Origin of the sequence: Rhodanobacter sp. FW021-MT20, assembly GCF_041107475.1 — a bacterium.
Lineage (GTDB): Bacteria > Pseudomonadota > Gammaproteobacteria > Xanthomonadales > Rhodanobacteraceae > Rhodanobacter_A > Rhodanobacter_A glycinis.
In genome coordinates this window covers 140,963-158,720 of record NZ_JBGBPX010000007.1, presented here as the reverse complement: position 1 = coordinate 158,720, position 17,758 = coordinate 140,963, and the positions used below count along the sequence as shown (strand labels likewise).

The window sequence follows — 17,758 nt, the reverse complement described above, 5'->3', positions numbered from 1 at the left end:
AGGAATTCAACGTGAAACATGACACCACCGCCCGGGGCCCCGACCATCACGAACGGGAGCGCCTGCTGCGGATGCTCGCGGCCGCCACGTTCATTATTTTTTTCCAGGCTTACATGGTCGCGCCGATCATCCCAGCACTCTCAAGTGCTTTCGGTACGTCGGTGCAAGCGGTCGGTCTCGTGGTACCGGCTTACCTGATTCCTTACGGCGTTGCCACCCTGGTCTATGGCCTGCTGGCTGATCGAGTGGGCGTTAATCGTGTCATGTTCGCCTCCCTGGCGGCTTTCGCGATCTTGACAGCGTTGACGGCGACCGCGACATCCGTCAGTCAGATCGCGCTATGGCGTGTGCTGACAGGTGTGGGTGCCAGTGGCGTCGTGCCACTCGCGTTGGTTCTCGTCAGCAAGCTGTTTCCTTACGAGCAGCGCGGCCGCCCCCTCGGCTGGCTGTTCGGCGCGATGGCGGGAGGCATGGCCTTCGGCTCGCCACTGGGCGCGATGCTGGTGCCATTCATCGGCTGGCGTGGACTTTTCCTGCTGGCCGGGATCGCAGGGGGAGTTGTCCTTGGTCTGTTTCTGCCCTATCGCCGCATGATCGCCGGGGCGATGCAGCCAATCGGCGGCTCGGTCGGTGAGCTCTTTCGGGGCTACCTGACTCTGCTTGAGACAGCGCGAGGGCGGCGTACGTATGGCTACGTCTTCGTGAATTCGATGTTCCATTCCGGCGTCTTCACCTGGCTCGGTGTGTATCTCCAGCGACACTACGGCCTTGGGCCTATGGGTATTGGCCTTGCGTTGCTGGGTTACGGCGTGCCGGGATTTCTGCTCGGACCGGTCATCGGCCGCGCGGCGGACAGGTGGGGGCGTGCGAAGTTATTGCCGATCGGGCTCGTATTCAGCGCGCTCGCCGCTGCCGCGCTGCTCGTCGGGTTCCCGCTGCTGCTTGCGCCACTCGTGGCGGCGGTGCTGTCATTGGGCTACGACATGACCCAGCCTCTCTTCGCCGGCATTGTGACAACACTCGGCGGCAAGCGTCCGGGACAGGCGATGGGCCTGAACGTATTCACACTGTTCGTGGGCTTCGGCCTGGGGAGTCTCATTTTCGGCGAGGTGTTGCATTTCGGCTTCGGCGCGGCATTGGGCGTATTTTCAGCCGTTGAGCTGACAGCTGCCGTATGCTCCCGCTGGCTATTTCGTACCGAAATTCCTTCTACACCAACAGGCCTGTCATCCGGGGGTTAGTGTTCGACCGGGAAGTGCATCGTTTGCTCGCGCTCGTCGCCGAGCGTCGGCTCTCACTTCTGAAGAAGGGGTGATTACTTTCGAATCTTGAAGACACTGACGAGGTGCGCCGCCAGCTCGCGCGTCTGCTAAACCTTCAAGTAGTCGTCGCACTCGGCGATGAGCTGCCGCACTGCCGAGCCGTTCTGGCTAGACGCTCAATGTCAGGCATCTGTACGGGCGTCGGGCGCCTTTTTCGCGTCTAAGCGGCATCAGGCGTGATAATCCAACATTATCCCGCCTGAGAAATAGCGTGTTTCTGTGGCGTCTTGTGTGATTGATCGGTATGTAATTACATGGTATGTAATGCATTATGAAATCCATCGAGAGACCGATATGGCACGTGGTGGCTTGTACAAGACCGAGGTCCAGAAGGCGCGGAACAGTCTGTTGGCGCAGGGAAAGCATCCTTCGGTCGACGCCTTACGGGTGGCCTTGGGCAATACCGGCTCCAAGACCACCATCCACCGCTATCTGAAGGAGCTGGAGGCCGAGGACGGGCCACGTGTCGGTGCGACGGTGGCGATCAGCGATGCCTTACAGGATCTAGTCGGCCGGCTGGCCGAACGCCTGCACGAGGAGGCCGAGGTCCGGATCACCGCGGCGCAAGAACGCTTCACGGCGGAACGCCAAGCGCTGACTGCCACCGTGGAACAGCACCGCCAAGAAGCCACGGCGCTCAGCACGCAGCTGCAGCGTACCGATATCGCCCTGCAAGACGAAAAGGCTGCCCATGAACAGGCCCAACAAGGGCTTCGTGATCGCGCGTTGCTCGTCCAGCAGTTGGAGGAGCGGGTCGCCGGCATGACCACTCGGCTGACTGAGCACGAAGCGCACATTCAGTCGCTGGAAGACAAACACCAGCATGCCCGCGATGCCTTGGAGCACTATCGGACGGCAGTCAAGGAACAGCGCGACCAAGAGCAGCGCCGGCACGAACACCAGGTGCAGGGACTGCAGGTCGAGTTGCGACAAGCCAACGACACCATCACGAGCAAGAATCACGAGCTACTGCAGCTCAACCGCGATAATGCCCGGATGACCGAGCATATCAATCAGCTCGACAAGGAGTTTCGCCAGTTCCGCACCGAGCATCAGAAACTGCAACACGCCTACGACGCGAATCTGCCGCTGGCCAAGGAGCATCCAACCTTGCAGATGCGTTTGGCCCAGGCCGAACAGGGGCAGGCACATCTGCAAACCCAGCTCGCGGCGGCCGAAACTCTATTGGCCACCGAACGGGATCACCGGCGACAGGCAGAGACCCAGTGCGCCGCCAGCCGAGCACGGTTGGAGGTACTGGAAGAAACATTTGCTCGAATGCGCACAGTCAGTACCTCAGACGCCCATGAAGCTGAAGTGATACCTCGTGGGAATCCGGCGTGATCGAACATCCGACGTTGCTAGTCACGACGAAGATAGATCATTGTTATATAAGCTATTTTAGCGCTTATTTTATACTATCGGGGGATGGCACAAATAGCCATACAGCTAATTTTAGCTAAGTCCAGCTAAACCAATCGGGAGTTCCCCCGGCTCCGTCCGCCGGGTTACCTTTAGTGAAGGCCGATTGTGGCACCTTATTTTTTATAAACAATAGTTTACGGCGTTTTCCGGAAATTTTGAGGATTCCGGCTTAGACCCCCAGAACGGCGTGCGCGTCTCCGGCGGCGAGGCCCGGCGCATCGCCATCGCGCGCGCACTGCTGGCCGACGCGCCGATCCTGATTCTGGACGAGCCGACCGAGGGCCTGGACGCCGGCACCGCCGCGCAGCTCTACCAGGCGCTGGACAAGGTCATGGCGGGGCGCAGCGTGCTGCTGATCACGCACCGGCTGGGTGGGTTGTCGAGCCTGGTGGACGAGGTGGCGACGATGCGCGACGGCCGCATTGCGGAGCGACACCGGGTAACGGATGCGGATGGGAGTGGCAGACACCAGTCTGCTTCCCATCAGGTACAGATTGACTCGATCAAATAGGCGAAGGCGACTGCTTCGTGATCCCGCAATGGGTGCCGAAGTGAATGCAAGTCGATCGTCGGGGCATCTCCGTAGAACCGATGCGTTCATGATGGCGAAGGGCAGGGTACCCGGCTTCGTATGTGCTGTGCGATCACACGACGACAGTGCCAACTTGCTGTCGAAGTGGGCCAGCGCTGACCCCAACTGATCCAGGTCAGGGTACGCAATGCGGCTGTCGGCCAGGATGACGACGGTACGATCACATCTCGGCAACCGTCGTCATACCCCTCCGGCGAGGATGACGGACGAGCCTGATGTCACAGGGCATTTGGACGGCAGCATGCATGACCTATCGACTCCCATGAAGGCCCGCCAGGCCCCCACTGCGTCATTGGCCGCAGCGCCTCATCGTTCGCTGTTCTTCGCCGGCACGGTGGCCGTACTGCTGGCCATGACCTGGTGGACACTGGAGTTGGCCTCGCAGCGATTCGGATGGGTCCGCTGGCCGCAGCCGACCATTCCGCCCGTCTGGGGGCACGCCATGCTGATCCAGTACGGCCTGTTCCCACCTTTCATGTTCGGTTTCCTGATGACCACCTTCCCGCGCTGGATGAGCGGACCGGCCGTGCCGCCTCTGCGTTACCTTCCGGTGGCTGGTGGTGTACTGGGTGGCTACGTGCTGGCGCACATCGGTTTGCTTGGCGAGCCATGGCTGCTGAAGGCGGGGTTGCTGCTGATGATGGCGGCCTACCTGCTCGGTGTCCTTACGCTGGCCGGTGTGCTTTACCGGGCGGCAGCACGCAACCAGCACGGTTGGTCGTGCTTCGCGGCTTTCTGTGTGGGGACGCTGGGGTTGGCACTGTTCATCGCCTGGCTGATGCTGCCAGGCGAATCACCGGCGCTGGGTTGGCTAGCAGTCAAGCTGGGCACGTATGGTTTCCTGCTACCGATGTACTTCACCGTATGTCATCGCATGCTGCCGTTCTTCAGCCATAACGCAGCGGCTGGCCGCGGTTACGTGATGCGACGGCCCAAGTGGAGCCTTCTCGTAGTGTGGGGGCTGCTGGTGACGCACCTGCTGCTGGAATGGGGCGGGCAGTTACGCTGGCTGTGGCTTTGCGACGTACCACTGGCGCTGGTATTTGGCGGGCATGCACTGGCCTGGCAGCCATGGAAGTGCATGCGCCCCGGCCTGCTGGCGGTGCTTCACCTGGCGTTTGCGTGGTTGCCGGTGGCGTTCATGCTGTTCTCGGCACAAGACATCGTGTTGGCGGCCACTGGACGCTATGTGCTGGGCCGTGCGCCGCTACACGCGCTGGCGATCGGCTTCTTCGGCTCGATGCTGGTGGCAATGGTGACGCGCGTTACCCAGGGCCATTCCGGCCGGCTGCTGCAGATGGGTGCGATACCGTGGCTGTGCTTCGTGTTGTTGCAGGCAGTAGCTCTGCTGCGCATCCGTGCGGAACTGGGCGGCGACACCTATCTATGGCTGGTAATCGCCGGTACCGGCTGGCTGTTGGCATTCTTGCCATGGGTGCTACGTTCGGCGTGGATCTACCTGACGCCACGCGTGGATGGCAAGCCGGGGTGAGGAAATGACCATGCGTGATCTGATCGCACCATATTACCCGTGGATCGTGTTGGTGCATTTGGCCTGTGCCATCGTGTTCGTGGGCGCAGTCGCCTTCGAAGTGCTGGTGCTGGAAACATTACACAAGCATTTCGATACAAGCACCATGCAGCGGCTAGAGGAGGCGGTGATGATCCGGGCGCGCCGCTTCATGCCGGTCGTAGTGCTGCTGCTGTTTGTCAGCGGTGGCCTGTTGTTTGACCTCCACTGCAACGGGTTACGCTGTATAGGCACCACCCGCTTCGGCTGGTTCCTGCTACTGAAGGCAGTGTTGGCACTTGGCGTGCTCGGGGTGTTCGTCAATGCATTATGGGCCGGTGCACGAAGTCGCATGAGCGTTTGTCGCTTCCGTTACACGCACCGCATCGTACTGACGATGATGGTGGGGATCGTGTTCCTGGCCAAGGCCATGTTCTACTTGTAGCTTCCCCGCAGGGCCTGTCATGCCTACCGTCGCGTGCCTGTCCGGGGAGGCCGGCTGGTCGTGCTTCCAATCCGCCGGATAATTCATGCCCGTGCGTAGGCTACGGCCGGTGCATACCGCGTAACTGTTGCCATTGCCCATTGCCGGTATCACATGGCGTTTACGGTGCGCTCATTGGAAGGCTGCCATCGGAGGGGTTGACGGTTCAAGTCAAAACCCGACGGCACGGAGCTAAGCATGCCGTCGGGTTGGCCTATTTCTGGCCGTCATTTCTTCGAGTCAGAGCTATGCGGCAAGGCGCATCAGAAGTGGTACAGCGCGCTCAGGCTGAGTTGATTGCCGCTGGTAGTCTTGCGGTCGGTGCCGTTGCTGGTCGAATCGAGCGTGTCGTGCATCAGTTCCATGCCCAATTCGTAGGAGCCGGCGGCGTATTCCAGGTTCAACGCCATCTGGCGGCTCCGGAGAAGACCGGTGGCGCCATTACCCATCCACCGAATCACGTCGTCGGTATCGGGTTTGCTGATGCCGTAGAAGACGTTTGCGCTCCAGTTCGGGGTAAAGCTATAGCCGGCCTGCAGAAAGCCACCGGTATTCGCAATGTCGCCGAACTGCGAAAGATCACCGAAGATTTCCCCCAGGCCTTGGCCACTGTAGACCAGCCCCTTGAATATCCACGCATCGGGCTTCCACTGGCCGCCGACTTCGTAACCCACGCTCTTCACGTCGGGCTTGATCGGTGCCGGTGCGGTGCCGCCCACGCCACGCAGATCCACGCGGCTCCAGTGCGCTGCGGCATAGGCCAGCCAGTCCTTGTCCTGCACGTGCAGACGGGCTTCCACCTGTGGACGGAAACCGACATTGCCGGCAGTCAGGTAGTTGGTGTTGTTGACGGCACCGTCCGGCCCGTTCCACGAACCCTCGAATGCGCCCAGATCCAGTCGCCAGAGCGGGCCACTGGAGCCGTGATTGAGTTCCTGCATCCAGACAATGCCAGGGAAGCGCCAACCGACGAAACCCGTGCCGAAGCCCAGCGGGAAGGCGAGGTGGGTGAGCGAGTTCGGAATGTTGTCCAGCGGAAACATCAGGTCCCATTGCTGGCCGATGCGTACGGTGCTGCCCGTCAGCGGATTGGTCAGGTCCATATAGGCCTGACGCAGGCGCGGCGTTGGCTGTTGCTGGCTATAGGCGCCGGTGCCATTGAAGCCACCGAAGAAATCCATCTCGATGCGGCCACCGCCCACCCAGTTGCCGGTGAGCTTGGCGCCGCTGAAGTCGAGCCAGAAGCGGGTGCTGCGTACGTCCACGCCACTGAGTGAGCCGTGAGAGCCCGGTACCGGATATTCCGCGTTCTGGCCGTTTCCATACGTGAAGCTCTTGCTCTGGCTGAACGCGCTGGCACTGATGAAGCCATGCAGCGCTACCGACACCCCCGGCGCGCTGGTGAACACCGGCTTGGACGACGGGGCAGCCGTCACGCTCTGGGCCTGTGCTGTGGGTTTGGCCTGTGATGCCACTATGGCTTTCTGCTGCTGGAGAAGGCTCTTGATCTGCTCCAGTTCCTGCTGCAGTTGGTTTACGCGCTGCTCGAGTTGCTGTTCGCGTGCGCCGGTTTGATCACCGCTGGATGACGCTTGCGCATGCAGGGTCAAAGGCAGCCCCAGGGCACAGGCGATACCCAGGGCAAGCAGACGGTTGTGAGTAGATGTAGGTGACGAAGACATGGCTTGCTTCTCGCTTTCGAGTTGAGAACTTTTCGATGGCACCACTTGGCATTCGAGCCGCTGTTCAATGCGCTCTGTCGATAGTCCGCCTAGGCAGCACCGTTGCCGGGATGTCCGGACTTCTGATCAGTCGACGTCCTTCCAGTATTCCTTCTTGAGCAGCCAGGCCAGGAAGGTGAACAGCGCCAGGAACAGGATCACCCAGAGCCCATAGCGGCGCCGCTGCATGACCGCAGGTTCGGAGGCGTAGTCGAGGAAGTTGACCAGGTCGCGCATGGCCTGTTGGTACTGCACTGGGGTCATCGTGCCCGGGTGTGCAAGCTCCAGCTTCTCTACGTCGCCAGTACCCGGCTTCATCACGGCCCTTTGCTCGCCCTGCAGCGCCGACAGCGGGAATGGCATGGCGACATTGGGGAACAGGACGTTGTTCCAGCCGGTCCGGGTTTTCGGATCTAGGTAGAACGAATCGAGGTAGGCATAGACCCAGTCGGTACCCTTGGCACCGACCTCCAGCGAGAGGTCTGGGGGCACCTTGCCAAAGGCCATTTCCGCCACGCCGTCCGACATACGCATGGCCACCGGATCGCCGAGATTGGCGCCGGTGAAATTGAGGTCCTTTTCGGACAGGTTCAGGTCCTGCGCGATGCGCGAATAGCGCATGTACTTCAGCGAGTGGCAACCTACGCAGTAGTTGAAGAACAGGTGCGCGCCACGCTGCAGCGACGCCTGGTCGCGCAGGTTGTTGCCGGCCGACGGCAACTCGGGACCCTCGGCCCACGCGGAAGCGCTGCCCAGCAGCAGGCCGAACGACAGCAGGATGGTGGAGATAAGCCGCTTAGTCATGCGTCGTCACCCGTTCCGGAACCGGCTTGGTCTTCTCCCAGCCGAGATGCGTGTACAACCCCAGGAACACGAAGAACCCGAAGTAGGCCAGCGTCATGATGCGGCCGAACACGTTGTCCCACGTGGTCAGATCGATGTCCGCCCCGAACAGCTTGGGGAACAGTTCGTCGGTGAGGTCGGTACCGATCAGCATCAGGCTGAGGAAGGCGATCACGAAGACGGCGAGCCCCACCTTGTAGCCGGTGCCGCGGTAGCGGATCGACTTGACCGGGCCCACGTCGATCCACGGCAGCGCGAACAGCACCGCGATGGAGCCGAACATGGCGATCACGCCCCACACGGCGGTGCCGGCGAACGACGGCACCATGCGCACGATGGCGTAGAACGCGGTGAAGTACCACACCGGCTTGATCTGCGCCGGGGTCAGCAGGTTGTTGGCCGCGATCGAGTTGTCGTGCTCCAGGAACCAGCCGCCGAAGGTCGGCGCGAAGAAGATGATGAAGGCGGCCACGATCAGGAACACGCCCACGCCGACCAGGTCCTTCAGCGTGTAGTACGGGTGGAACGGGATGCCGTCGGCAGGCTTCAGCGCGTCCCAGCGGTTGCCCTTGGGGCCGTGCTTGACGTCCACGCCGTCGGGGTTGTTCGAACCCACTTCGTGCAGCGCGGCCAGGTGCAGCACCACCAGCAGCAGCAGCACCAGCGGCAGCGCGATCACGTGCAGCGCGAAGAAGCGGTTGAGGGTGGAGTCGGCGGGCAGGAAATCGCCCATGATCCACTCGACCAGGTGGCCGCCGATCACCGGGATCGTGCCGAACAGCGAGACGATCACCTTGGCGCCCCAGAACGACATGTTGCCCCACGGCAGCACGTAGCCCATGAAGGCCTCGGCCATCAGCACCAGGAAGATCAGCATGCCGAGCACCCACACCAGCTCGCGCGGCTTCTTGAACGAGCCGTACAGGATGCCGCGGAACATGTGCAGGAACACCACCACGAAGAACAGCGAGGCGCCGGTGGTGTGCATGTAGCGGATCAGCCAGCCCCACTCCACGTCACGCATGATGTACTGCACCGAATCGAACGCGCCGGTCGCGCTCGGGTCGTAGTTCATGGTGAGGAAGATGCCGGTGACGATCTGGTTGACCAGCACCAGCAGCGCCAGCGAACCGAAGTAGTACCAGAGGTTGAAGTTCTTCGGCGCGTAGTACTCGGTCATGTGCTTGCGGTACATCGGGGCCAGCCCCGGTACCCGCTCGTCGAACCAGCGAACGAATGCATTGGCCATTACGCAGCCCCCTTCGGATCAACGCCAATCTGGACGGTCGTGTCGTCCACGTAGTGGTACGGCGGGATCTGCATGTTCTTCGGCGCCGGCACCCCCTGGTAGACGCGGCCCGCCATGTCGTAACGCGAGTGGTGGCAGGGGCAGTAGTAGCCGCCCTGCCAGTTCGGGTCGAACGGCTCGGGCTTCATCTCGCCCACGTAGTTGGGGACGCAGCCCAGGTGGGTGCAGATGCCGATCATGACCAGCCACTCGGGCTTGATCGAACGGGTTCCGTTCTGCGCGTACTTCGGTTGCTGGTCGACGGAGCTGCCGTCGGACTTGGGATCCACCAGGCGCGGATCCTGCTTCGGCAGCGCGGCCAGCTGCGCCGGCGTGCGGTTGACGATGAAGACCGGCAGGCTGCGCCACGCCACGATCAGTTGCTGGCCCGGCTCGATCTTTTTCAGCGATTGGGTTACCGGAGCACCAGCGGCCTTGGCGCGCGCGCTGGGTTCCCACGACTTGATGAAAGGTACCGCAGCCGCTACCACGCCCACGCCGCCAACCACTGCCGTGGTCGCGGTGAGGAACCGGCGGCGGCCATGATCGACGACTTCATTCGCCATCAGGCTCTCCATGGAGACAGAGGCTCATACGAGCCTTCATCAAGCCATTTCTTCGTTGATGTATGGACGGCATAAACCATGCCCCAATGCCTTTAGGCAGGGGACTCGTTGATGGAATTACGTCGACTAAAGCGGGGAGCCCGGTGTCAGGCCTGAGTGCGGACTTGGTCCGATGCGGTACCACACTCATGCATGTGCCGGTACCGGATCAGCTGATTGCGCGATAGGCACCGGGGTTGGCTTGGCCCTCGACAGCGATTTCGGCGAGCAGTCCCTTGCGTGCCACGCGTGTTAACGCATGGTCGACGAGCTTGATCGTCTCCGGTACGGGCAATTCCATCTCCCCGACGAAGCAGCTTCCAGGCGGTACCGACTGGGTTTGTACGTAGTGCAGCGGTGCGTTGGCCAGGGCGCCTTGTGGCCAGCAGTTCTTCCAGACGTTACCGATCGGGTGGAAACTGGAGGTCAGGTTGGGGCCGCCACTGACCATGAACACACGGATCGTCTCGCCGACTTTCGCCTTCAATGCGGAGGCGCCGGTAAAAGCCCCCACGGTACCGTTGAACAGCACAAAGTTCGGGTCCTCGTGTTCCATGGAGCTGTAGTCGAACTGCAGCAGCCCGGTACTGCCGAAAGGTTCCTTGGTGTAAAGCTCATGCTGCCCGAGATAGAACTCACGGTCGACGGGCGGCAAGCCATCCTCTGGCTCCACCACGATCATGCCGAACATGCCACGGCTGATGTGCTCATCCATGTTGGGAACGGCACAGTGGTAGATGAAGGCCCCGGGGTACATGCACTTGAAGAATTCACGACGACTCCCCCCAGGTGGCATCAGCGTGGCCGATGAACCGCCGCCCGTGCCAAAGACCGCATGCATGTCGACACTGTGCGGACGCGTGTTGGATGCGGCACTGCGCACAGTGAGGGTGATCGTGTCGCCTTGGCGTACCCGGATCATCGGGCCGGGCACTTGCCCGTTCCAGGTCATGAAGTCGAACACACTACCGTCGGCGAGGTGTCCCCTGACTTCCCTCGCCTCCAGCGTGATGTCGTGATGGACGGAATGTTTGCGTTGGATCGGGGAGGGTAGGCGAGTGGGGTCAGCGGCCACGACCAGGGCAGCCTGAGCAGCCGGAGATACCGGACTGTCAGTCGTCGCTCCAGCGGAATGTGGTGCGGTCGCGAAAGCGTGTTCGCTAAGGGTCAAGCCACCGAGCCCAAGCAACAATGCGCCGGTACCGGCTTGACCAAGAAAGCACCGACGCGATATGTCAACTGATGGGGTGTGGGGGTCACGTTTCATGCTGATTTCCTTTGAGGATTCGATACAAACCAAAGTGCCGGTGGCATGGGGCGGCTACATCTCGGTGTTGGATGAAACCCACAGCTATCCGCTCGGGCTACCTTGATATGAGCCCAATGGAAACGGTGGAAGACGCGCCATGTCCTATCGCTATGTCGAGTGGCGTCCTGCCTGTCTGGCATTCAATCTGTCACTGCCACCCGCAGGTCAACTTGATAAAAATCAATAATGAGAAGAGAGGTGCTGTGGCAGCTTGACGCAGCGAGCGATTAACCCGTACCGGGTTTCAACGGGTCTGTACAAGGCCGGCTTCATCCGCAGGCAATCCGGGTGGAATCGCGGTCGTGGAAATGGCCGCGCTCGACTGGGCTCACTGGTTCAACCACAAGCGGTTACTGGGGCCGGTCGGGAACATCCCGCCGGCGGAAGCCGGAGCGGCTTACTATCGGCAACAGGTTGAGCCGCCCACGACGGCGTGGCTCAAACCAAATAGTCTCCGCAAAACCCAAGGGGTTCAGTCTCACCCAGCCTCACTTCCTCGGTCACCGATGTGGTCGTCGATGAGGTCAAGACCTGGCAAGCCCGGACGCTGGATCCGGTGTATCCGATCGTCTGCCTCGACGCTCCAGATCCATCGTCGAGCACCTTGAAAAAGCAAGGAAGTGGTGGCGGTTCAGTCACGGCACTGCAGGGGTTTGTGCCTATAATCACCGGCGATTGATTCTATCGGGTACAGAGCGCTTCATATAGCGGATGGAGTTGCAGTAAGTCAGTGCAAGTCGTGTTGGCCCAGTCGAATAAAAAGGGATATCGCATGTCACAGATACAGCTTGACGGTGTTGTTTCCAAGACGTGGCCCGCCGCAGCATCCGCTGCATTGCGCGTTGCCTTCGGCATCATTTGGGCAGTGGGTGCCGCACTTACCTGGTCACCGGATTTTGCCGTTCACTACGTTGGCTATCTGCACAATGCGGCGCATGGGCAACCTGCTTGGCTGGCGGGCTGGTTTGCCATGTGGATTGGACTGGTGACTCCGCATGCCATGTTGTTTACATGGCTTACGCGCATCATCGAAACCGCCATTGCACTAGCCTTGCTCACCGGCTTTGCGCGCAAGATGCTGTACGTGGTCGGTGCACTATTCAGCCTGCTGGTGTGGAGCACGGCCGAGGGTTTTGGTGGTCCCTATACCGTTGGCGCGAACAACATGGGGACCGCCATTAGCTACGTGCTGATCTTTGTTGCCTTGATCGCAATCAACACCCATGGTCGAAACCCGTACAGCCTGGATTTTCTTATCGAGAAGCGCTGGCCGCGCTGGCGTCGCATTGCCGAATGGAGCAGCGACGAGGCGATGGTGCAGGAACCGCAGAGGCTGCCTTTGGGCGTACAGATTCCCGCGATGCTCGGCATTCTGGTGCTACTGGTCTTCCTGATTGGCGGTTTGCACAGCACGCTGAACGTCAGATCACCGTCCCCCACAGCGGCGGCGGCGGCGGTATCACCGCTTTCCCTGGCCTCCAGCACGCCGATTGCCGCGCCGCATGACGCGCGCCTGCCGCCGCTGATCGGCACCGGCGACAGTGTGGACGTCCATCTCGTGGTCACGAACGACTCGGTGGCCATTGCCGATGGGGTCGATTACCAAGCATGGACATATGGCGGCACGGTGCCGGGCCCGATTATTCACGTGCGGCAGGGGCAGACGGTCAACGTGACTCTCACCAACCACGGTACGATGGAGCATTCCATCGATTTCCATGCGGCGCAGACCGAGCCGAACCTGAATTACGTGGATATCCAACCCGGTAAGTCATTGAAGTTCTCGTTCGTAGCCAGCGTGCCAGGTGCGTTCATTTATCACTGCGAGACGCAGCCCATCCTGTTGCATGTGGCGAACGGCATGTATGGCGTACTGGTGGTCGACCCAAAGACCCCACTACCGCCAGCTGCCGAGAGCTACGTGATCGAGCAGAGCGAGTGGTATACGCAGCAGGTGGCCGATCACCTGATGGGCCCGAACTACGAAAAGATGCTGGCCGAGCGCCCCGATGAAGTCGTCTTCAACGGGGTGGCATTCCAGTATCGCGAACATCCGCTGGTGGTTACCGCCGGCAAACGGGTACGCATCTACTTTGTCGATGCCGGCCCGAACCTGTGGACTTCGTTCCATGTGATCGGCTCCATCTTCGACAAGGTCTATCCCGACGGAGATCCCGCGCACACACTCAGCGACGTGTCCACCTACACCGTTGGGCCAGGCGCTGGCGCCATCTTCGACCTGGTGATTCCGAAGCCGGGCAAATATGCCTTCGTCGATCATGACATGGCGCACTTGATGAAAGGAGCCGTGGGCGTGTTCGACGTGCGCGCCGGCGGCATATCACCGGCGCTAGAGACCACTGCTCCGGCGCCGGCACAGGCCCCTGCTGCGCCAGCTCCTGACATGGCGGCGGCGTCTGCCGCATTGGGTCCGTATCATTTCGATCCTGCCCAGGGAGCCAAGCTTTACGCGGCCAACTGTGCGGCTTGTCATCAACCCACAGGCCAGGGCATTGCTGGTGCGTTCCCTCCACTCAAGGGCAACCCGGCTGTACTTGATGCTGACCCCACCACTCAGATCGATACCGTCCTGAACGGACTGCACGGCCAGAATGTCGGCGGCACCGTTTATGCGACGCCCATGCCACCGTTCAAGGGAGTGCTGAATGATGCGCAGATCGCCGACATCATCAATCATGAGCGTACGTCCTGGGACAACCAGGGCAAGCAGATCGTCGCTAGCGACGTAAAGATACGGCGTGCTGCTGGTTCTGTTGCAGTTGTTCCTGGTACCACATCGAAACGGTAAGCGAATTTTGGTGAGGCCAAACAATGGCGGGAGATTGTACGCAAGGTGTGCGCAGTGTGATGACGGTAGTCGGGAAACCGGGAAAGTTGAGCTCGATCAGGTGGATATCGGCTGAGCAGGCGGCTTCTTGCGCCAGCATTTCCAGTGCGCCTTGTACCCGGGCGCGAACAGTTTCGTCCGGCGGGGCTATCGACTGCAGCATGGTTTCCATGGGGTGCTCCACGAGGGCGTGATCGGTACGTGTGCGTGGAGCGTGAAGTTCGAGGTTCGGATCCACGTGATTGGCGTGGCTTCGCCCTATCATGGGTGATATCCGAGGGCGATGCCGACAGATATTGCATGCGATGAACGGCATGCGCATCCGGCCTTGTGGCCGGATGCATCGTGTTATCGCAGGCTTGCCTTACTTGCCCAGTTCCAGCGTGCCCTTCATCAACGAGGCATGGCCGGGGAAGGTGCAGAAATAGGCGTACTGCTCGCCTGCCTTCAGCTTACCCACGTCGATCGTCGCGGTGTCGGACTCGCCGCCGCCGATCAGCTTGGTGTGGGCGATGATGCGTGCGTCCCCCGGCTTCTCGTAGCTGTTGGCGGCACCGGCCTGCATGCCTGCTGCGATCACGCCGGCTTCGTCGGATGCGTGCGCCAGCACCCAGTTGTGGCCCATCACGGTCACCGGAAGCTTGCCGGTGTGGTGGAGCGTGACCTTGAAGGTCTTGCAGGTCTTGGGCACGGTGATCGAGTGGACGTTGTACTGCATGGCGTCGCTGGCCTCGACGGTGGTGGCGCACTCGGCGGCCATCAACGGTGAGGAAGCGAGGCAGAGAAGAGCGAGGGCGATCAGTTTGCGCATGGGTGTTGCTCCTAGGGTAAGCGTCAAGGCCATGTTCCATCGGCTGCGCATAAAAGACACTGATCTACATCATCTGGAGGCATGTAAGCGCCAAGGCCAAAGCGTGCTAGTGCTGGATGGAGTTCCATCTAGGCGGTCCGGAAGTGACTATCAGTCCAATCCGGTCTTGCCCGGAGCCCGATACGGTTTCAGGGCACGACGCAGGCGCTGAATGGAGGGTGCCTTGCCTGTACTGCTGGGGGGCGATCGGTGCCCCTTCTTGATCCGTTCTTCGCCAGCTCAAGAATCTTTGCGCAACCATGGCTTTGAGCGTGCCGACAATCTTGGCTCTTGCAGCATCTCCAACTGCTCCCTGACGCCACCGGCAGATACACGGGGTTTTACAGGTTGGGCTTCCGCAGGTTCTGGGATCGATTTTTGCTTCCCTTGATCTTTCAGCCATGGCTTACGGCGCGGAGGCATTTTCTCCCATTGCAGGACGTTCGTTTGCTGACCGCTACCGTCAGGGGGTGAACGCTGTTCCACAGGCTGAGCCTTTGCTGGGGCGACGACCGCTTTCTGTGCCGTCTTATCCGCAGGGATAGGTTTGTCCAGGCCAGCCTTAAGCTGATTCAAATAGTCAGCCCAGCCTTGCATCATCTTGCGCCGCTCCGGCAAGTGCGCCGTGCGATTGTAGGCGCGTCCGTTCGGGTCTTTTACCGCATGGGCCAGCTGGTGTTCGATGAAATCCACGCGGTAGCCCAACACTTCGTCCAGAATCGTGCGAGCTGTGGCGCGAAAACCATGGGCGGTCATGGTTTCCTTGCTGTATCCCATGCGCCGTAAGGCGGCATTGATCGCGTTGTTGCTCATCGGGCGGCGAGGGGAGCGGCCACCGGGGAAGACGTACTGCCCGTGGCCGGTCAGCGGCTGCAGCTCGCGAAGGATGGCCACGGCCTGCTCGGACAGCGGCACCAAGTGGGGCTGGCGCATCTTCATCTTGCCGGCTGGGATGTTCCACTCGCCCGCGTCCAGGTCGATTTCCGCCCACTCCGCGTGCCGCAGTTCGCCAGGGCGAACAAACAGCAAGGCCGACAGCTTCAACGCCGCCCGTGTCGTCGGATCACCCGCATAGCCCTCAATGGCGCGCAGTAGGCCGCCCAACATGGCTGGATCGGTGATAGCTGCATGGTGACGCTCTGCAGGCGAGGCAATAGCACCCCTTAGGTCGGCTACGGGGTTGCGTTCGGTTCGCCCAGTGGCGATGGCATAGCGCATTACCTGCCCGCAGATCTGTAACACCCGGTGTGCAGACTCCAGCGCACCCCGTTCCTCCATTCGTCGCCCAACTCGCAGGAACTCCGGCGCGGTTAGCTCGGCTACGGGGCGACCACCTATGTACGGATAGACGTCGTTCGCCATCCATGCCTCGACCTTGACCCGGTAGTGTTCTACCCACGTCTGCTTGCCAAGCCATTCACGGGCGACCACCTCGAAACTATTGGCCGCGCGTTCCTCGCCTGCCGCTTTCTCAGCCTTGCGGTGCTCGCCGGGGTCGATGCCTGCCGCCAGTAGCTTGCGGGCTTCATCGCGTCGTGCACGGGCATCCGCCAAGCCAGTATCGGGGTAAGTACCCAATGACAACAGCTTCTCCTTACCTCCAAAGCGGTACTTGAGGCGCCACCATTTGGAACCGTTCGGATTGTGCAACAGGAACAGGCCGCCGCCATCTGCCAACTTGCGAGGTTTTTCGGGAGCGAGGGCCTTACGGATCGCGGCATCGGTCAGCATGGGGGTAACTCTTCATGAGGCAAGACTGTTACCCCCGAAGTTACCCCCGCTTGTGCTCGGATTGCAATGGATGGCCATGGACGGTACTGGACAAGAAAAAGGCCGGAAGCCTTGATTTCTCGTAGCTTTCCGGCCTTCATTGGATGCCGTTGGACGGCGTATTGGTGGAGGTGGCGGGAGTCGAACCCGCGTCCGAAGGCGCTTGACGCCCGGTACTACATGCTTAGCTCACCGTTGGATCTCGTCCCGCGGCAGCACGGTGTGCGAAGCGCGCCGAAGGACCAGCCTGCTTGATTTAGTCCTGCACCGACAGGCGGCGGCGTTCGGACGATCCCGTGATAATGACCCTACACCGACAAGCACGAGCACAAGTGGGTTCGGGGCTACGCCTTAAGCGGCGAGAGCGTAATTGCTATCGTTGGCAATTATGAGTTTTGCTGCTGGATTAACGAGGAAAGCTGCCCCCTCGGCATGCACCAAGCCATCTCACTACCCCCGTCGAAGCCAGAACACCCCCGGGGAAAACTAAGCTGGTCAGTCGATGGAGTATATGGGGTGGATTCGCGACACATCAATCGAAATCGTGACTGTCGGTCCAGATCCGGTCTGGCAGGCCAACTGCATCAGACCGTGCGGTTGTGCGAGCGCATGGTGCGCTGCTTCTCGCGTTGCCAGTCGCGTTCTTTCTCGGTGTCGCGCTTGTCGTGCTCCTGCTTGCCGCGCGCCAGGCCGATTTCCACCTTCACCCGGTTGCCTTTCCAGTACATGGCGACGGGCACCAGGGTGTAGCCCTTGCGCTCGACCGCGCCGATCAGCTGGTCGATCTCCTGCTTGTGCAGTAGCAGCTTGCGGGTGCGCCGGTCGTCGGCGATGACGTGGGTGGAGGCGCTGATCAGCGGCGGGATCGAGGTGCCGACCAGGAAGATCTCGCCCTTGAGCACGACGGCGTAGCCGTCACCGAAGTTGATCCGGCCGGCGCGCAGCGATTTCAGCTCCCAGCCCTGCAGGGCGATGCCGGCCTCGTAGCGCTGGTCGATGTGGTATTCGTGGCGTGCGCGCTTGTTGAGCGCGATGGTGCCGCCACCCTTGTTGTCTTTGTCCTTGCTCTTGGCCATGTCCGCTAAACTTCGGGCCATCGGGTGGCCGCGTTGCCGGCCTGACCCTGTCCGGGCCATGCCTGTTGAAAGAGGCATCCTTGGATGGATGCTGTTTGATCTCCACGTTCATGGA

At 61.0% G+C, this 17,758-nt stretch carries 14 protein-coding genes, 1 other RNA gene and 3 pseudogenes; 8 read left to right on the top strand and 10 right to left on the bottom strand.

The window, feature by feature from the left end:
• The first annotated feature begins 11 nt into the window (after positions 1-11).
• The 5 genes from AB7849_RS10050 to AB7849_RS10030 all read left to right on the top strand — a co-directional run bounded on the left by AB7849_RS10050 (position 12) and on the right by AB7849_RS10030 (position 5,294).
• Positions 12-1,241, top strand: coding sequence for an MFS transporter (locus AB7849_RS10050; RefSeq protein ID WP_008217390.1), 1,230 nt, complete (start codon positions 12-14; stop codon positions 1,239-1,241).
• Positions 1,242-1,586: 345 nt separating this feature from the next.
• Positions 1,587-2,666: a DNA-binding protein gene (locus tag AB7849_RS10045; protein WP_008217391.1), complete on the top strand. Its 1,080-nt coding sequence runs from the start codon at positions 1,587-1,589 to the stop codon at positions 2,664-2,666.
• Positions 2,667-2,934: 268 nt separating this feature from the next.
• Complete coding sequence (locus tag AB7849_RS10040; protein WP_369501026.1) at positions 2,935-3,258, top strand: ATP-binding cassette domain-containing protein; 324 nt, start codon at positions 2,935-2,937, stop codon at positions 3,256-3,258.
• A gap of 322 nt (positions 3,259-3,580) precedes the next feature.
• On the top strand, positions 3,581-4,831 hold the full coding sequence (locus AB7849_RS10035) for an NnrS family protein (RefSeq protein ID WP_369501025.1): 1,251 nt from the start codon (positions 3,581-3,583) through the stop codon (positions 4,829-4,831).
• A gap of 10 nt (positions 4,832-4,841) precedes the next feature.
• Positions 4,842-5,294 (top strand): CopD family copper resistance protein, encoded by a 453-nt coding sequence (locus AB7849_RS10030; protein ID WP_237711794.1) that lies wholly within the window; start codon positions 4,842-4,844, stop codon positions 5,292-5,294.
• Between the two features lie 302 nt (positions 5,295-5,596).
• Here AB7849_RS10030 and AB7849_RS10025 read toward each other — a convergent pair whose 3' ends face one another.
• From AB7849_RS10025 to nirK, 5 genes are all read right to left on the bottom strand, one after another.
• Entirely contained in the window at positions 5,597-7,015 is a 1,419-nt protein-coding gene (locus AB7849_RS10025) for a hypothetical protein (RefSeq protein WP_037099301.1), read from the bottom strand.
• A 126-nt stretch (positions 7,016-7,141) separates the two neighbouring features.
• Positions 7,142-7,858 (bottom strand): cytochrome c1, encoded by a 717-nt coding sequence (locus tag AB7849_RS10020; protein WP_008210347.1) that lies wholly within the window; start codon positions 7,856-7,858, stop codon positions 7,142-7,144.
• Entirely contained in the window at positions 7,851-9,146 is a 1,296-nt protein-coding gene (locus tag AB7849_RS10015) for a cytochrome b (RefSeq protein WP_369501024.1), read from the bottom strand. The genes AB7849_RS10020 and AB7849_RS10015 overlap by 8 nt, the downstream gene beginning before the upstream one ends.
• Positions 9,146-9,751, bottom strand: a complete 606-nt coding sequence (petA, locus tag AB7849_RS10010; RefSeq protein WP_369501023.1) for a ubiquinol-cytochrome c reductase iron-sulfur subunit — start codon at positions 9,749-9,751, stop codon at positions 9,146-9,148. The genes AB7849_RS10015 and petA overlap by 1 nt, the downstream gene beginning before the upstream one ends.
• A gap of 208 nt (positions 9,752-9,959) precedes the next feature.
• On the bottom strand, positions 9,960-11,057 hold the full coding sequence (gene nirK / locus AB7849_RS10005; RefSeq protein WP_081491876.1) for a copper-containing nitrite reductase: 1,098 nt from the start codon (positions 11,055-11,057) through the stop codon (positions 9,960-9,962).
• A 292-nt stretch (positions 11,058-11,349) separates the two neighbouring features.
• On the opposite strand from nirK, the pseudogene AB7849_RS10000 reads away from it, so the two are divergent.
• From AB7849_RS10000 to AB7849_RS09990, 3 genes and pseudogenes are all read left to right on the top strand, one after another.
• Positions 11,350-11,533: pseudogene (locus tag AB7849_RS10000) on the top strand (IS3 family transposase); the annotation flags it as partial.
• Positions 11,534-11,574: 41 nt separating this feature from the next.
• Positions 11,575-11,679 (top strand): annotated as a pseudogene (locus AB7849_RS09995) (transposase); the annotation flags it as partial.
• Between the two features lie 192 nt (positions 11,680-11,871).
• Complete coding sequence (locus tag AB7849_RS09990) at positions 11,872-13,908, top strand: multicopper oxidase domain-containing protein (protein ID WP_050984394.1); 2,037 nt, start codon at positions 11,872-11,874, stop codon at positions 13,906-13,908.
• Here the strand turns inward: AB7849_RS09990 and AB7849_RS09985 are convergent.
• The 5 genes and pseudogenes from AB7849_RS09985 to smpB form a co-directional block, all read right to left on the bottom strand.
• Positions 13,838-14,119, bottom strand: a complete 282-nt coding sequence (locus AB7849_RS09985; RefSeq protein ID WP_157618225.1) for a hypothetical protein — start codon at positions 14,117-14,119, stop codon at positions 13,838-13,840. The two genes, AB7849_RS09990 and AB7849_RS09985, sit on opposite strands and share 71 nt — an antisense overlap.
• Before the next feature lie 192 nt (positions 14,120-14,311).
• On the bottom strand, positions 14,312-14,758 hold the full coding sequence (gene azu, locus AB7849_RS09980) for an azurin (RefSeq protein ID WP_008216672.1): 447 nt from the start codon (positions 14,756-14,758) through the stop codon (positions 14,312-14,314).
• 597 nt (positions 14,759-15,355) lie between these two features.
• Positions 15,356-16,528 (bottom strand): annotated as a pseudogene (locus tag AB7849_RS09975) (tyrosine-type recombinase/integrase); the annotation flags it as partial.
• Between the two features lie 162 nt (positions 16,529-16,690).
• Positions 16,691-17,045: a transfer-messenger RNA gene (gene ssrA / locus AB7849_RS09970) on the bottom strand.
• A 106-nt stretch (positions 17,046-17,151) separates the two neighbouring features.
• Positions 17,152-17,643 carry an SsrA-binding protein SmpB gene (gene smpB, locus AB7849_RS09965; protein ID WP_092700733.1) on the bottom strand — a complete coding sequence of 164 codons (492 nt, stop codon included), beginning with the start codon at positions 17,641-17,643 and terminating at the stop codon, positions 17,152-17,154.
• Positions 17,644-17,758: the final 115 nt, after the last annotated feature.

Excerpts from the sequence above, each read along its gene's own strand:
- AB7849_RS09990 (WP_050984394.1), top strand. The coding sequence starts at position 11,872 with ATGTCACAGATACAGCTTGACGGTGTTGTTTCCAAGACGTGGCCCGCC.
- AB7849_RS10030 (WP_237711794.1), top strand. The coding sequence starts at position 4,842 with ATGCGTGATCTGATCGCACCATATTACCCGTGGATCGTGTTGGTGCAT.
- AB7849_RS09985 (WP_157618225.1), bottom strand. The coding sequence starts at position 14,119 with ATGGAAACCATGCTGCAGTCGATAGCCCCGCCGGACGAAACTGTTCGC.
- nirK (WP_081491876.1), bottom strand. The coding sequence starts at position 11,057 with ATGAAACGTGACCCCCACACCCCATCAGTTGACATATCGCGTCGGTGC.
- AB7849_RS10015 (WP_369501024.1), bottom strand. The coding sequence starts at position 9,146 with ATGGCCAATGCATTCGTTCGCTGGTTCGACGAGCGGGTACCGGGGCTG.
- petA (WP_369501023.1), bottom strand. The coding sequence starts at position 9,751 with ATGGCGAATGAAGTCGTCGATCATGGCCGCCGCCGGTTCCTCACCGCG.
- AB7849_RS10025 (WP_037099301.1), bottom strand. The coding sequence starts at position 7,015 with ATGTCTTCGTCACCTACATCTACTCACAACCGTCTGCTTGCCCTGGGT.
- AB7849_RS10045 (WP_008217391.1), top strand. The coding sequence starts at position 1,587 with ATGCATTATGAAATCCATCGAGAGACCGATATGGCACGTGGTGGCTTG.
- smpB (WP_092700733.1), bottom strand. The coding sequence starts at position 17,643 with ATGGCCAAGAGCAAGGACAAAGACAACAAGGGTGGCGGCACCATCGCG.
- azu (WP_008216672.1), bottom strand. The coding sequence starts at position 14,758 with ATGCGCAAACTGATCGCCCTCGCTCTTCTCTGCCTCGCTTCCTCACCG.
- AB7849_RS10020 (WP_008210347.1), bottom strand. The coding sequence starts at position 7,858 with ATGACTAAGCGGCTTATCTCCACCATCCTGCTGTCGTTCGGCCTGCTG.
- AB7849_RS10035 (WP_369501025.1), top strand. The coding sequence starts at position 3,581 with ATGCATGACCTATCGACTCCCATGAAGGCCCGCCAGGCCCCCACTGCG.